13 protein-coding genes and 2 tRNA genes are annotated in these 14,720 nt (G+C 42.2%); 13 read left to right on the plus strand and 2 right to left on the minus strand.

Translation table 11 applies throughout. The annotated features are described in order from the left end of the window. Nucleotides 1-24: 24 nt before the first annotated feature. Together IOD06_RS08640 and pilB are read right to left on the minus strand one after the other, a co-directional pair. Nucleotides 25-1,248: a type II secretion system F family protein gene (locus IOD06_RS08640; RefSeq protein WP_194620581.1), complete on the minus strand. Its 1,224-nt coding sequence runs from the start codon at nt 1,246-1,248 to the stop codon at nt 25-27. A 236-nt stretch (nt 1,249-1,484) separates the two neighbouring features. Next, on the minus strand, nt 1,485-3,191 hold the full coding sequence (gene pilB / locus IOD06_RS08645; RefSeq protein ID WP_194620582.1) for a type IV-A pilus assembly ATPase PilB: 1,707 nt from the start codon (nt 3,189-3,191) through the stop codon (nt 1,485-1,487). A 464-nt stretch (nt 3,192-3,655) separates the two neighbouring features. Between pilB and tpiA the strand changes: the two genes are divergently transcribed. The 13 genes from tpiA (at nt 3,656) to rpsO (ending at nt 14,673) form a co-directional block, all read left to right on the plus strand. After that, on the plus strand, nt 3,656-4,456 hold the full coding sequence (tpiA, locus tag IOD06_RS08650; protein WP_194620583.1) for a triose-phosphate isomerase: 801 nt from the start codon (nt 3,656-3,658) through the stop codon (nt 4,454-4,456). A 214-nt stretch (nt 4,457-4,670) separates the two neighbouring features. Beyond that, entirely contained in the window at nt 4,671-4,979 is a 309-nt protein-coding gene (secG, locus tag IOD06_RS08655) for a preprotein translocase subunit SecG (RefSeq protein ID WP_010197739.1), read from the plus strand. A 142-nt stretch (nt 4,980-5,121) separates the two neighbouring features. Then, a tRNA-Leu gene (locus IOD06_RS08660) sits at nt 5,122-5,205 on the plus strand. A gap of 126 nt (nt 5,206-5,331) precedes the next feature. Beyond that, a tRNA-Met gene (locus IOD06_RS08665) sits at nt 5,332-5,408 on the plus strand. 449 nt (nt 5,409-5,857) lie between these two features. Then, complete coding sequence (rimP, locus tag IOD06_RS08670; protein WP_010197742.1) at nt 5,858-6,358, plus strand: ribosome maturation factor RimP; 501 nt, start codon at nt 5,858-5,860, stop codon at nt 6,356-6,358. A 141-nt stretch (nt 6,359-6,499) separates the two neighbouring features. Continuing rightward, nucleotides 6,500-7,984, plus strand: coding sequence for a transcription termination factor NusA (nusA, locus tag IOD06_RS08675; RefSeq protein ID WP_010197744.1), 1,485 nt, complete (start codon nt 6,500-6,502; stop codon nt 7,982-7,984). A gap of 164 nt (nt 7,985-8,148) precedes the next feature. Next, complete coding sequence (gene infB, locus IOD06_RS08680; protein WP_010197746.1) at nt 8,149-10,872, plus strand: translation initiation factor IF-2; 2,724 nt, start codon at nt 8,149-8,151, stop codon at nt 10,870-10,872. A 203-nt stretch (nt 10,873-11,075) separates the two neighbouring features. Continuing rightward, nucleotides 11,076-11,486 (plus strand): ribosome-binding factor A, encoded by a 411-nt coding sequence (locus IOD06_RS08685; RefSeq protein WP_010197749.1) that lies wholly within the window; start codon nt 11,076-11,078, stop codon nt 11,484-11,486. Next, the gene (gene truB / locus IOD06_RS08690) at nt 11,486-12,541 is read left to right on the plus strand and encodes a tRNA pseudouridine(55) synthase TruB (RefSeq protein WP_194620584.1); all 1,056 of its coding nucleotides are present in this window, start codon (nt 11,486-11,488) and stop codon (nt 12,539-12,541) included. The genes IOD06_RS08685 and truB overlap by 1 nt, the downstream gene beginning before the upstream one ends. A 409-nt stretch (nt 12,542-12,950) precedes the next feature. Continuing rightward, complete coding sequence (locus tag IOD06_RS08695; RefSeq protein WP_194620585.1) at nt 12,951-13,475, plus strand: type 1 glutamine amidotransferase domain-containing protein; 525 nt, start codon at nt 12,951-12,953, stop codon at nt 13,473-13,475. Nucleotides 13,476-13,556: 81 nt separating this feature from the next. Next, on the plus strand, nt 13,557-13,718 hold the full coding sequence (locus tag IOD06_RS08700; RefSeq protein WP_194620586.1) for a hypothetical protein: 162 nt from the start codon (nt 13,557-13,559) through the stop codon (nt 13,716-13,718). A gap of 108 nt (nt 13,719-13,826) precedes the next feature. Then, on the plus strand, nt 13,827-14,003 hold the full coding sequence (locus IOD06_RS08705; RefSeq protein ID WP_189583622.1) for a hypothetical protein: 177 nt from the start codon (nt 13,827-13,829) through the stop codon (nt 14,001-14,003). A gap of 403 nt (nt 14,004-14,406) precedes the next feature. Continuing rightward, on the plus strand, nt 14,407-14,673 hold the full coding sequence (gene rpsO / locus IOD06_RS08710) for a 30S ribosomal protein S15 (RefSeq protein ID WP_010197757.1): 267 nt from the start codon (nt 14,407-14,409) through the stop codon (nt 14,671-14,673). The last annotated feature ends 47 nt before the right edge of the window (nt 14,674-14,720 follow it).

Consider the following 14,720-nt stretch of genomic DNA (forward strand, 5'->3'; position numbering starts at 1 on the left):
AAATTGCTTTCCTTCCCGTCATCTTTAACCTACCACTGCACCCATTTGGAAAATCGGCAAGTACATCGCAATCACTAAGCCACCAATCAATACACCCAGTACTGCCATAATTAAAGGTTCCATTAAACTGGTCAAGCCATCAACGGCGTTATCGACTTCGTTTTCGTAATAGACCGCTACTTTATCTAGCATTTCTTCTAAACTACCAGACTCTTCACCGATACCGACCATTTGAATGGCTAAGCTTGGGAATAAATTGGTGGAGCGTATAGAGAATTGCAATTGTTGCCCAGTAGAAACATCATTTTTAATTTGCTGCGTGGCATTATAAAAAACAACATTGTTGGTGGCACCAGCCGTAGAATCTAAGGCATCAATAAGTGGTACACCTGCAGCGAAAGTGGTAGATAAAGTACGAGCGAAACGCGCGATAATCGCTTGATAGGCAATATTGCCAAATATGGGAGCTTTTAAGACTGCACGGTCCAAAAAATCTCGGAATTTTTTAGAGCGTTTTTTGGCTTCTGAAAAACCAATAATCGCCCCACCAATGATAATAATTAAAACAAACCACCATGCTTGCATCCATTCAGACATAGCTACTACCATTTGGGTGAATGCTGGTAGCTCCGCGCCAAATGATTCAAATAATCCAGAAAATACAGGTACTACTTTTACAAGTAGAATTATAGTCACGATAATGGCAACAACGATGACCGCAATAGGATATTTCATCGCCTTTTTGATTTTGGCTTTTAATAGCTCACTTTTTTCTTTATAGGTGGCAACCCGCTCTAGCATGGTCTCAAGCGCACCCGACTGTTCTCCAGAGTCAACGAGCGAGCAAAAAAGATCGTCAAAATAGCGAGGATGCTTACGCAGGGCAGAGGCAAAAGTACTGCCAGCTTCAATATCAGCTTTTATTTGCAAGACCAGCTCTTTCATACTGGGATTATCGAGGGAGTCGGCGACAATTTCAAAGGATTGAGTCAATGGCACGCCAGCCTTCATCATGGTTGCTAATTGCCGAGAAAAAATGGCAATATCAATAGGCTTAATAGACTTTTTAAAGGTATAAAGGGGCTTCGGTTTTTTCTTAATACCTTTGACGGTGATGCCTTGTTTGCGCAGAGTAGCTTTTGCCAGCTCTAAGCTACGACTGGTCGTTTCACCTTTTACTTTTTGTCCGCGTCGATTTACCCCGTCATAGACAAAGTCTAACAGCATGTCGGTCTTTGCTTTTGCCATGATACTACCCTCAAAATTTGTCTAATATAAATATTGCAAAGATGTACAACGATGCCAGACTTATTACACAAAGATGGCATACTTTATTTTAACGTAAAAAACCAGTATAACTCTGTTTTATTTTTAAGTACATCTGAGTGGATATTATTGCTCATTTATAAAAGCCAATCTATTAAATCTAAAAGCTATCGACACTGAAGTTTCTATCACCGTTATTTCACTTTTAGCATTTACGATTATTCAGAGGTGACACGCATCATCTCTTGAATACTGGTCACGCCTTGCAATACCTTCAAAATACCAGAACGGCGCAAGTCTCGAAAACCGTTTTTGAGGGCGGCATCTTTGATATCTATCGCGTTGCCGTCTTCCATGATAATCCGGGAAATATCAGGGCTGACTTTCATCACCTCATAGATACCCACACGGCCTTTATAGCCTTCGCGGCATTCGTTACAGCCTACCGGTTCATAGATCACATTGTCTGGGTTGTCTAAATCAGTGTCATTAAAGCCAAGCTCAAGCAAGCTTTGCCGTGGGACGTTGATGGGTTTTTTACAGTTTTTACATAAGCGCCTTGCTAGGCGCTGGGCGATGACCAAGTTTACTGACGTGGCAATGTTAAAGGAAGCCACACCCATATTGCGTAGGCGGGTCAACGTCTCTGGTGCTGAGTTAGTATGGAGAGTCGAAAGTACCATGTGTCCCGTTTGCGCGGCTTTAATCGCAATCTCTGCCGTTTCAAGGTCACGAATCTCACCCACCATGACGATATCAGGATCTTGACGTAAGAATGACTTCAGAGCATTGGCAAAGGTCAGACCAACCTTAGCGTTCACGTTGACCTGATTAATGCCTTCGAGGTTAATCTCGACTGGATCTTCGGCAGTGGAGATATTCGTTGCACCTGTGTTTAAAATATTGATACCGGTATAGAGTGAGACAGTCTTACCGGAACCCGTCGGTCCGGTAATCAGCAGCATACCTTGCGGTTTATGCAAAGCTTCCAAAAACATTTCTTGTTGGTCCGGTTCATAACCAAGGGCTTCGATGCCGAGCATGGCGGATGACGGATCCAAAATACGCAATACAAGCTTTTCACCAAACAGGGTCGGTAATGAGTTGACCCGGAAATCGATGGCTTTATTTTTAGATATTTTAAGCTTGATGCGTCCATCTTGCGGTATGCGGCGCTCTGAAATGTCCATCTGTGACATCACTTTTAGCCGTGCTGCGATTTTGCTGGCAAGTTGCACTGGTGGGTTGGCCATTTTTTGCATGACACCGTCGACACGAAAGCGGACACGAAAGCTTTTTTCATACGGCTCGAAATGTAAATCTGAGGCACCCATGCGAATGGCATCAACCAGCATTTTATTGACAAATTTTACGACAGGGGCTTCATCAACACTGTCGCTGAGCTCAGTTTCACCCTCTTCTTCACCATCGTCAAAACCTACATTTAAGTCACTGTCCGAAAAACTATCAAAACTTTGCATGGTATCGGCATAAAGACTTTCAATGCGTTTTTTGAGCTTATCTTCTTCGACGACGATGGTTTCAATAGAGAGGCGAGAGTTGAAGGCAATCGCATCAATCGCATCTATACGGGTTGGGTCACTTAAAGCGACAAATAAGCGCTGCCCACGTTTAAAGAGAGGCAAGGCATTAAACTTACGCACGATTTTTTCATCGACCAAGTCTTTTGGAATGACATCCAAACTGATCGCGTCAAGATCAAAGAGTGGATCACCAAAAGCTTGAGACAGCATTTGTGCTAGCTGATAAGCATTGGCCAATTTATTGTCTACCAAATAAGGCACGAGTCCGATCTGCTGCTGCTGTGATTCCGTCTGCGCAGTTTTCATATGCGCTTCGCTCACGACACCTTCGTTAATCAGCTGCTGGGCTAGACCACCGTATTTATTGGCTGTAATAGACATAATAACCTCTCTTTGATATCGAATGTTTTGCTAAAATCCGCTTGCTAGGCATTGATGGTTTTTATGAGTAGCCTTTTATCACTAATTATCGCTGACGCTTGTTGTAACCGTTTGAGATAAATAATTTTAAGCGGCTGCCATTTTTTAGTATTAATAACACCGTGTGGAATTGATATTGTTTTAACGGTTATATTTTTTAAAAGCTATATATAGAATATGGCACTATGTAGTAAGGTATGCCGTATATAAGGTATACCTCTATTTAAAGTATTTCACCCTTAACTTAGACCATGAGGCATTAATCTACAGAGCGCCATAACTGAATAAAATACAATGAAAACAGGATGGCCGTAAAAGCCATTCTGCTGCAGGTCGCACTATACTATAGCACTTGTGAAATATTTGTTATACTGGCGCGCATATAAGCCAAATTGGCAGGAATACATGAGACAAGGTAGATGAGTATGCAAGCTTGGGTAATTGGCAATTGGAAGCAGAATCCAGCAACGAGCCACGACGTCAATGCGCTACTAGACAACTTATTAACTGCAGTTGATACTGAAGAGCAAGTGGTCAAAAATAGCTGCAGGTTAATGGTGGCTCCCAGTTGTATTCACTTAGCTGCTGTCAGCGCCCGCTTAAAAGATACCTCAGTGCTGTGTGCCGCGCAAGATATTAGTGCGCATAGCGCGAACACTGGTGCGTATACGGGGGATTGTTCTGCGCAGCAAGTTGCTGATGCTGGCGCAACTTGGACGATACTTGGTCACTCTGAGCGCCGTCAATACCATCAAGAGACTCATGAAAGCTTGCTGCAAAAGCTGACTCATGCGTTGACGCAAAATTTAGGCGTAGTATTTTGTATTGGTGAAACCCAAGCACAATATGACGATAAGCAAACACTGGCGGTCATTGATACTCAATTATCGGTTGTAAAGGATTTACTTGCGCAACAGCCCGAGCTTGCTGCTTCATTGTCTGAGCGCTTAATCATTGCCTACGAGCCAGTATGGGCGATTGGGACGGGCAAAGTGCCAACAGTAGCAGAGGTTAGCACCACGCATCAACATATTAAGCAAACCGTCACAGGCTTTGCTGAGTCGTTAGAAGCAATGACTGTACTATATGGTGGTAGCGTCAATGTTGATAACGCCGATAGTTTTGCGGCAGATCCCATGATAGATGGCGCATTGGTTGGTGGTGCTTCATTAAAAGCAGACAGTTTTCTGATGATTGCCAACGCTTTTAGTCGCGCGCTTGGTTAGGGTAAGGTGATGAAACAGCGATTTAATCGCTAACTTATCTAAAAAATGTCTTTATCAGTTGGCAAAAGTAGGTTTAACAGTGCCCTTGCAATCGTGTACAATGCGCCTTATTTATATAATCGATTTGGCAGCATTACAAGTTAGTTGCTACCACTATTAACTCTAAGATTTATTTTCCGTTATCTGTCGTCATTACGCGGCAAAAGAGGCCACCATGTTTACGTTTATATTAGCCCTGCATATTATCGTGGCGATTGCCATGATCGGCTTGATCTTGATACAGCATGGTAAAGGGGCAGATGCTGGGGCTTCTTTTGGTGCTGGCTCGTCAGGTACGGTATTTGGTGCCGCAGGAACTGCCAACTTTTTAACACGTGCGACTGCAGTATTGACAGTCATATTTTTTATCACCAGTATGACCCTTGCTGTTCATGCACGTAAGCAGGCAGAAGATCAGTTTCGTTTAGATGTTCCTGTTTCAGCTCCGCAAACGCCGCGCCCATTAACGCAAAATCCTGAGTAAGTGTCTTTTAAGTAGGCAGTGCTTGCTATTTTGGCACGTTAGATTTACAATGCTTTTCTGTTTTCGCAAGACCTTATCTATTGATGCCTACCTTAAGCATCATTTACGGTAGATTAAACGTTAGAGAACAGAGTAGCAAAATGCGATTGTGGTGGAATGGTAGACACGCCATCTTGAGGGGGTGGTGGCGAAAGCTGTGGGGGTTCAAGTCCCCCCAATCGCACCAAGTTTTATAGACGTAGCATATAGCGTCAGGTTGGATTTTTTAGTAGAGAATACTTAATTTAGAATTTATTTAAAAAAAGTATTGACACTTCTACGAAACCTCCCTATAATATGCGTTCTAGATTGATGCGGGGTGGAGCAGTCTGGTAGCTCGTCGGGCTCATAACCCGAAGGTCGTTGGTTCAAATCCAGCCCCCGCTACCACTTTTTATACTGATGTTTTGTACACTAAATTTGTCAGTGCCGATTAGCCCACCATTATGTTTGTGGGTTTTTTTGTATCTGTGAGTCAGGGTTGTCGCGGTATCTGCCCTACTTATGCTAAGCTCTATGCCCATAGAGTACTATACTTACTATTCATCTACTTACCGCCACTTGCGTGACTATTCGCAAGCGACGCTGCCTTTTACTTCATACTCTTTTATTGATCATTTTGCTTTATATATAATAAGCACATTCATCAGCTGAGCTTGATGTTCCTAGGTAATGTCCTTATATATAGTAGATGTCAACCGAATATAATACTGAGCTAGTGCTATTATATAATAGATAAAACACCTAACGATTGCTGTGAGCCGCGCAAATAAAAAAGTAATAAATAATGTGGTTCATTAAGTACGACAGATAAGTAAATAGGAAGATATAAATAAATTATGAAGCTTTCGACTAAAGTTGCAGAACTAACTACTATTATTGCCCCTGCGGTAGCTGCATGTGATGTGGCGCTGTGGGGCGTAGAGTTTACCCCACAAGGTAATCGCTCGTTATTGCGTATTTACATTGAAGCTTTACCTGAAGAAAAAGCACAGGATAAGCAGGTAAGTATCGAAAACTGTGCGGCGGTTAACCATCAGGTAAGCGGCATCCTAGAGGTGCATGATCCTATTGCTGGTGAGTTCATTTTAGAAGTCTCCTCACCTGGTTTTGATCGGGCGTTCTTTTCAGATGACCAAATGTATGATTACGTCGGTCAGACTGTGAGCTTGCGCTTGATACAAGCCATTGGTGAAGGCGATAAAAAACGCCGCAAAGCAACAGGTACTTTAGACAGTATCGATGCAACGTCTTTAAAATTGACGTCTACCGATGGTGAACAGTTTGAGATTGCTTTGAGTAACATTGATAAAGCCAACTTGATTTATGAAGATGTCTAATTTCAATATTCAATGGTAACGCAATTCAGTATTAATCAATATTTTGACCCCTAAATAGGGCGTGACTGACGATGACAACACAACGTCAATATGCCAATTATAAAATTTAAGTCAATTATAAAATGATAGGACAGGTATAGCATGAGTCGTGAAATCTTAACGGTAGTAGAAACTGTCAGTAATGAAAAGGGCTTAAATCCTGAAGATATCTTTGAAGCTATAGAAGACGCTTTGGTGGTATCAACCAAGAAAAAAGTCTATACCGAACAGCCAGAAGTAGAGGTGCGGGTATCCATTGATCGTGCAACTGGCGATTATGATACGTACCGTTATTGGACAGTGGTTGCCGATGAAGACCATGAAATGCCAGCCTGTCAGCTTGCTATTACTGACCTTGATCAAGAAGAATGGTCAATTGGTGATATTAAAGAAGAACAGATTGAATCCATTGAGTTTGGTCGCATTGCTGCCACGCAAGCCAAGCAAGTTATCATTCAAAAAATACGTGAAGCTGAGCGTGCGCTAGTAGCAGACGCTTTTGAGCCACGTGTTGGTGAAATGATGTATGGCGAAGTAAAAAAGCAAACACGCGATGGCTATATCATTGATTTGGGTGATAACGCCGAAGGCTACTTATCACGTGATCAGATGCTACCACGTGAGCAATTACGTGCAAAATCTCGTATCAACGCCATTTTATATCATGTAAACCGTGAAAATCGTGGTGCCCAGTTATTATTGTCGCGCACTCATCCTGAAATGCTCTCGGCATTGATGCAAAAAGAAGTGCCTGAGATTGCAGAACAAATCATTGAAATCCGTAACGTTGCTCGTCTGCCAGGTACTCGTGCTAAAATAGCCGTCAAAACCAACGATCATCGCATTGATCCGGTTGGCGCTTGTATCGGTATGCGTGGTACGCGTATTCAAGCGGTTCAGCAAGAGTTGGATGGTGAGCGTATTGATGTGGTGGTTTGGTCAGATGATCCGGCTCAATTCATTATTAGCTCTTTAGAGCCAGCAGATGTTAGTAGTATTATCCTAGATGAAGACATGCAGACCGCTGATATTATCTTTAGCACCAACGATCAGTTAGCGCGTGCGATTGGCTCACAAGGTCAAAACGTCCGTTTAGCCTCTGAATTAACGGGCTATAAGCTTAATATGATGCTCGAAGAAGAGTATCAGCAGCGTCAACAAAACGAATCGAAAGCGTTCATTGAATTGTTTTATGAGCGTTTAGAAGTCGATAAAGATTTAGCTCAAGCGCTTGTCGATATTGGCTTTACCAGTATTGAAGAAGTGGCTTATGTGCCAGTTGAGACTTTCTATGACATCGAAGGTTTAGACGACGAAGCGATTGACATGATTCAAGAACGTGCTAAAGAAGTCGTCATCGCTGATGAGCTAGTCAAACAACAAAACATGAAAGAGCCAAGTCAAGAGTTACAAGATCTTGAAGGAATGACCGTCAGTTGGGCTTATAAAATGGCTCAAAAAGACATCATTACTGTTGATGACTTGGCAGAACAAGCCGTCTTCGATTTAGAAGATATCGAAGGATTAGATACTGAAACCGCAGGAAAACTCATCATGAAAGCTCGGGAATCTTGGTTCAATGAATAAGCGGTAACTGCATATCGCTGTCTTTTAGTGATATGCTATCGATAATAAAGTGCTGGTATAAAGTCGCATAATACATGCAACCTAACCACCAGCCTTAACCCAATCATTTGTAGCCAACAACTGAATTGAACATATAGCAAATAATAGACAGTAGGTGATAATAAATGGCAGATAAGACCGTCAAAGAACTGGCAGATATGGTAGGCAAAACCGCAAGTGCTGTAAAACAGCAACTGGTAGATGCTGGACTGCCTGCTCGCGCAGAGGATGACCTAGTCACCGAGCTTGAGCAAGAGAAGTTGGTGACGTATTTAAAGCAAAGTCATGGTCAGCAAGATAAGCGTCGTATTAGTCTCAAGTCTAAAACAACGAGCACCGCGCGTGTGACCGGCTCTTCAGGTAAATCTAAGAGTGTCAATGTGGAAGTGCGTAAAAAGAAAGTATTCGAAAAGCCTGATCCAGAAAAAATGGCTGAAGAGTTGGCTGCGCGTGAGCAAGCGATGATTGAGTCGCAAGAACGTGCTGCTAAGGACGCTGAAGAGCGTGCTGCTACTAAGAAAAAATCTGAAGAGCGTCAAGCAGCAACCTTAGCTGCGATGCGTGCCAGCTTAGGCTCTAGCAAAAAATCAGACGATAAGAATGACGATATTTCTACTTCAGTTGTTGTGAAAAAGGGCGGTAAGACTACTATTGAAGTCAAGCCTAAAGAACAGCCGAAGAAAAAAGTTGCTGCTACGAAACCTAAAGTTGAAACAGCAGCTGAGCGTAAAGCTCGTGAAGTACGTGAAAAAGAAGAAAATCGTCTACGCGAAATTGAGACAGAAACACGCCGTGTTCAAGCTGAAGAAGCGCAAAAGCGCACACTTGAGCAAATGCGTAAAATGGCTGGTAAATATACGGACCAGCCTGCTGCTGAAGTTCGCAAAGATGAGCCATTGGCTGAAGGTCTAGTCGGTGACGCATTAGAAGAATCATTTGAAAAAGAACGTCGTGAAATCAAGCGCGGTGCAAGTAGCACTGGTGCTCGTGGTCGTCGTCGTAAAAATCAAGATGAGCGTGAGATCAAAAACCGTAAAAATGGTTTACGTTCAACGCAAGCGTCACAGCATAAGTTTGAAAAACCTGTTGAAAAAATTGTCTATGATGTCGAGATCAGTGAGCAAATCACTGTCGCAGATCTTGCCCAGCGTATGGCAGTTAAAGCCCGTGAAGTCACTAAATTACTCATGAAAATGGGTGAGATGGCTCGTGAGTCAGATACGATTGATCAAGCGACAGCCAGTTTGATTGTTGAAGAAATGGGTCATAACCCAGTACCAGTTAGTGATACTAAGGTTGAAGACGATCTACAATCTGCAGTCAATGAACGCAGCAGTAACGTGCAAACACGTCCACCAGTCGTAACTATTATGGGTCATGTCGACCATGGTAAGACTTCATTGCTAGATAAAATTCGTGAAACGAAAGTAGCGAATGGCGAAGCAGGTGGTATCACTCAGCATATCGGTGCTTACCATGTAAAAACCGGTCGCGGTGTGATTACCTTCTTAGATACCCCAGGTCACGCAGCCTTTAGTGCTATGCGTTCACGTGGTGCGCAAGCGACTGATATCGTTGTACTGGTTGTCGCAGCTGATGATGGCATGATGCCGCAAACGGAAGAAGCTATCGACCATGCACGTGCTGCTGGTACGCCGCTTATCGTTGCCATCAACAAAATGGATAAGCCGGGCGCTGATCCTGATCGCGTACTCAATGAGTTGACTGCCAAAGAAGTCGTCTCAGAAGAGTGGGGTGGTGATACGCCAATGGCGCGTATCTCAGCCAAAACGGGTGAAGGTATTGACGAGCTATTAGAATATATCAGCATCCAAGCAGAACTAATGGAATTAGAAGCGCCGTTAGATGGTGCTGCGCAAGGTGTGGTAATTGAGTCAAGACTTGAAAAAGGTCGTGGTCCTGTCGTTAGTGTTCTAGTCAAAAAAGGCACACTAAAACAAGGCGACTTGGTTCTAGCGGGCGAGCATTACGGTAAAGTCCGTGCGATGACTGATGAACATGGTCAGCGTATTCAGTCAGCGGGTCCTTCCATCCCTGTAGAGATTTTAGGATTACCTGAAACACCTGCAGCTGGTAGCGAATTCTTAGTCGTTACAGATGAGAAAAAAGCCCGTGAAGTGGCTGATTTCAGAACCAATCGCGAGCGTGAACGTCAACTTGAGCGTCAGAACGCCATGCGCTTAGAGAGCATGTTCGATCAGATGGAACAAGGCAATGTGTCATTCTTGAACATTGTTCTTAAAACTGATGTGCGTGGTTCGCTCGAAGCATTACTATCGGCACTGAATGAGCTGTCAACTGATGAAGTAAAAGTTCGCGTAATCAGTTCAGGTGTTGGCCCTATCTCTGAGTCTGATGTAACGCTTGCAGAATCTAGCGAAGCGGTATTGTTAGGCTTCAACGTTCGTGCAGATGCTACTGCCCGTCGTAAAGCGGACGCAGCCAACATGGATATTCGCTATTACAGTGTTATCTATGGCTTGATTGATGATGTAAAAGCAGCCATGAGTGGAATGCTTGCGCCTGAACATCGTGAGAAAATCTTGGGTGTTGCTGACGTTCGAGAAGTATTCCGTTCTAGTAAGTTCGGTGCAGCTGCTGGTTGTATGGTGGTTGAAGGTACAATCTATCGTAATAAGCCTATCCGTGTATTGCGTGATGACCAAGTTATCTTTACTGGTCAGCTGCAATCATTACGTCGCTATAAAGAAGACGTTAATGAAGTACGTACTGGGATGGAGTGTGGCCTAGCCGTTCGTGGTTATGATGTCGAAGCTGGTGATAAGATCGAAGTCTTTGAAATTCAAGAGTTCGAACGTACTATCTAAAGTCACTGCTCGATAGTAAGGTCTCTAATCATGCAAGATGCTTAATCAGCTGAGCATATTAGTATCTCCTTAATATCTAGCTGTACTTAGGCCTAGCAGGTACATCCTGCTAGGCCTTTTTTAACAAATATCAGCCCTTAAATGTATTAATAAGCAAACGGGCTAATCCATAAAAATAGGCCATATCAAATTAAGGTAACAATATGAACCAACGTTTACAGCGCTTATCCGATCAAATTCAGCGTGAGCTTGCTGTTCTTATTCGTGACGCAGTTAATGACCCGCGGCTAACTGGTTTTGTCACTATCTCTAGTGTCAAGGTCAGCCCAGACTTAGGGTATGCGGACGTTTATGTCACCATCATGGAGCCAGAGCTTAATGACGCGATGACCAAAACCAACCACGAAGAAAGCATCAAAGTGCTGAATAAAGCAGCAGGTTTTTTGCGTACCGAATTGAGCCATAGTCTCAAAACGCGTACGACACCACGTCTGCGCTTTCATTATGATGAAGTAACGGCTCGTGGCAACTATATGATGGACTTGATCAGTCAAGCGGTCATCAAAACTGAGCAGAATGAAGATGAAGTCGATAGCAAAGAAAATGATGATTAATGACAATGACTAGTCAACAAACAACGGATAAACAAAAAGTCTCCGGCGTTATCTTAGTTGATAAGCCGCAAGGTATGACGTCACAGCAAGTGGTCTCAAAAGTGAAGTATTTGTTTAAGTCTCCTGCACATGACAGCAAAAAAGCTGGTCATACAGGTACGCTTGATCCCATGGCCACTGGTCTATTGCCTATTTGTATGGGTGAGGCCACGAAGTTTAGCCATTATCAACTTGATGCCGACAAATCTTACCAAGCGACGATATTGCTTGGTAGCCAGACAGATACTGGTGATGCTGATGGTCAAATCGTTGGACAGGTGTCTATTCCAACTTTTGATCAATCAATATTGGACAAGGTTGCTCAACAGTTTTTAGGGGCTCAGCAGCAGATACCACCGATGTATTCTGCTTTAAAAAAGGACGGTAAAAAGCTTTATGAGTATGCCCGTGCTGGTATCGAAGTAGAACGAGCGCCAAGAGATATCGTGATTAAGGCCATTGATTTAAAAGCTATTGATAACGAGCAGATTCAATTGACGGTGACTTGTACCAAAGGTACTTATGTGCGCGTATTGGCAGAGGATATTGCCAAGATAATGGGCACATTAGGGCATTTAATCGCATTGCGCCGTACGCAGGTCGGAAAGTTTAGCATAGTGGAATCGATTTCTTTATCAGCGTTAGAGGCGCTATCGTTAGATGAGAGACAGGCACAGCTCCTTGCTATTGATGCATGTGTTAATATCGAGGCTGAGCTTACATTGACTGCTGAACAGTATACCCGTGTCCATATGGGGCAGCGATTGAATGTTTTTGAGCAGCTTACTGATGATTTGCGCGATTATATTTCAACCAGTATTAGCCATCAGTCTTCTGTTTCAGAAAGCAATGACACCCCACTAGATAGCGATATCGTCAGTAGTGATGATGAACAACCATTGCTCCACGAGATAGCGGTAGATATACGCCTGCTAGATGAGCAAGGGGAGTTTATTGGATTGGGAGCTGTTAGTCTTAATGGCCGACTACAACCTAAGAAATTAATCCAGCGGTAGGGTTATATTTTCTAAGCTTTTCATGGTTCGTATGTTTCATGTGGCTATGAGCCAATTAATCTTCTTTAAACTTACTAACAGTTTACACTAATCACATATCCTCACATTTTATTGCAGGTTTCACCTATGGTGAAGCCTGTTTTTTTTGTACATTAGATAAGTCAGCTAGGGAAGGCTAGAAGAGATAATCAATGTAATAAAAATAAAAAATACACTAATAAGAAAAATTTAAAATAATAAAAAATGCTTAGGGAATGGCTTTAACAAGGAAAGTTTTACTGCTGAAGTCTCAACACTAAATAACAACAAAGAAGTACTATAAAAACAAGAAGTACTCATAACAAAAAAAATAGATAAATCAATAATAAAATTTATATATAGAATCACAAATGTAAAGACAAGGAATATCATGAAAACGATCGCTTTCTTACTACACAATAATTTTGAACAAGCAGAGTATGAAGATGTTAATAACCAACTGAAAGCAAAAGGTTATAACACATTGCTTATTACTACTAACGAAGACAAAAAAGTTCAAGCGATGAATCAGGATGTCAATAAAGGTGACACTTTCACCGCTGACATCTTTGCAAGTGAGGCTAAAGTTGATGATTATGACGCGCTAGTAGTGCCAGGTGGTACTGTAAATGCAGATACCATTCGAGGCAATAAAAAAGCTCACAGTATAATCAATGCAATTAATGAAGCAAATAAACCGTTGGCGGTTATTTGCCATGCACCTTGGGTACTTATTAACGCGGGTATCGCAAAAGGTAAGACCTTAACGGCGTACCACTCATTACAAACAGATTTGGAAAATGCGGGAGCAAATTTCGTTGATAAAACCGTACAAATTGACGGTAACTTAATTACTTCACGTAATCCAGATGATATCGAAAATTTCGTTGATGCTATCGATAAAGCCTTGTCTTAACTGGCTTTGTAAGATATTAACGATGAACATATAACATTAATCTACCAATAACTATAACCAACCATGATCGAGGAAAATATTATGTCAAACTCTAATCCAAACGATACCAAGCTTGAGCAACAACGTTCTGAATCAGCAACTGCAGCTCTTAAAAGCCAAACCGAAAATAACCATACTGAAGAGTCAGAAGCAGCGGCAGATCGTATTGCGGACAATTTAGAAAATGCTAAAGAAGACAAGTAGAGTATTTAAAGCGTCACTCATAGCTGGGTGACGCTATTACATTTTTTTAGCTTGGTATCAATAATTATAAAACTAAATAGTTCAGAAAATAATAACTTAGGAGCTAATATGAGTAATTCACCGAATAATATGGACGAGCAAGAAAAAGAGATTGAAAAGCTTGCAGAAGACATCAACCCTAGCGAACATGACACTCCGGATAGTTTAGCGGAAGTCACTACGGCAGCCCCTCTTGCTGATGATGAGCTAGGTGGTAATGCTACTGAGAGCGATGTGAAAAAGTAATACGCTAGAATTTTGTAATGGCTATGCTTGTAGTGGCTGTGAATGTGCTTTAGATTATTATCTTGGCAATTCATCTTGCCATGAAACTATTATGAAAAACTGCTGCTAGTTCAGCAGTTTTTTGGTATAATAACCGTCACATTTGAATTAAGATTTTAGATAAAGCAGGTTGCTGAGCTCACTGTTCAAAGCAGATGATTGAGTTAAGCAATATTCCGCTGATATCTGGCTTATTTTTAAGTGGTTTTTTATAACACATTGAGCTTGTCGTACACTAGGTCAACTCTAGTAATGCAGGGTTGTCCTGAATGGCGTACAAGTTACTTTATTTACTATTCTATAGCTTTTAAGATGGCTTAAATTTGAGTGCATCTTGGAGCTTTTAGCATTGCCGGAGATATTTATGCTAACTAATACTGATCGCGAACAAATCATTTCTCAATACCAGCGCGGCGAAAACGACACTGGTTCTCCAGAAGTTCAAGTAGCTTTGCTAAGTGCACGCATTAACGATTTGCAGAACCATTTTAAAGCACACAAAGCTGATAATCATAGCCGCCGTGGTCTTATCCGTATGGTTAACACACGTCGTAAATTGCTTGACTACCTAAAAGGTAAAGATCTTGGTCGCTATACCACCCTTATTAGCCAGTTGGGTCTACGTCGTTAATTTAACGACAATAGTACGAGCGGTCGCTAAAATAACAAATGCCATCC

It is taken from the genome of Psychrobacter sp. N25K4-3-2 (assembly GCF_015351755.1).
GTDB lineage: Bacteria > Pseudomonadota > Gammaproteobacteria > Pseudomonadales > Moraxellaceae > Psychrobacter > Psychrobacter glaciei.

What these genes read in the sequence shown, in the direction of transcription:
- IOD06_RS08640 (WP_194620581.1), bottom strand. Translation starts at nt 1,248, where the DNA reads ATGGCAAAAGCAAAGACCGACATGCTGTTAGACTTTGTCTATGACGGG.
- pilB (WP_194620582.1), bottom strand. Translation starts at nt 3,191, where the DNA reads ATGTCTATTACAGCCAATAAATACGGTGGTCTAGCCCAGCAGCTGATT.
- tpiA (WP_194620583.1), top strand. Translation starts at nt 3,656, where the DNA reads ATGCAAGCTTGGGTAATTGGCAATTGGAAGCAGAATCCAGCAACGAGC.
- secG (WP_010197739.1), top strand. Translation starts at nt 4,671, where the DNA reads ATGTTTACGTTTATATTAGCCCTGCATATTATCGTGGCGATTGCCATG.
- rimP (WP_010197742.1), top strand. Translation starts at nt 5,858, where the DNA reads ATGAAGCTTTCGACTAAAGTTGCAGAACTAACTACTATTATTGCCCCT.
- nusA (WP_010197744.1), top strand. Translation starts at nt 6,500, where the DNA reads ATGAGTCGTGAAATCTTAACGGTAGTAGAAACTGTCAGTAATGAAAAG.
- infB (WP_010197746.1), top strand. Translation starts at nt 8,149, where the DNA reads ATGGCAGATAAGACCGTCAAAGAACTGGCAGATATGGTAGGCAAAACC.
- IOD06_RS08685 (WP_010197749.1), top strand. Translation starts at nt 11,076, where the DNA reads ATGAACCAACGTTTACAGCGCTTATCCGATCAAATTCAGCGTGAGCTT.
- truB (WP_194620584.1), top strand. Translation starts at nt 11,486, where the DNA reads ATGACAATGACTAGTCAACAAACAACGGATAAACAAAAAGTCTCCGGC.
- IOD06_RS08695 (WP_194620585.1), top strand. Translation starts at nt 12,951, where the DNA reads ATGAAAACGATCGCTTTCTTACTACACAATAATTTTGAACAAGCAGAG.
- IOD06_RS08700 (WP_194620586.1), top strand. Translation starts at nt 13,557, where the DNA reads ATGTCAAACTCTAATCCAAACGATACCAAGCTTGAGCAACAACGTTCT.
- IOD06_RS08705 (WP_189583622.1), top strand. Translation starts at nt 13,827, where the DNA reads ATGAGTAATTCACCGAATAATATGGACGAGCAAGAAAAAGAGATTGAA.
- rpsO (WP_010197757.1), top strand. Translation starts at nt 14,407, where the DNA reads ATGCTAACTAATACTGATCGCGAACAAATCATTTCTCAATACCAGCGC.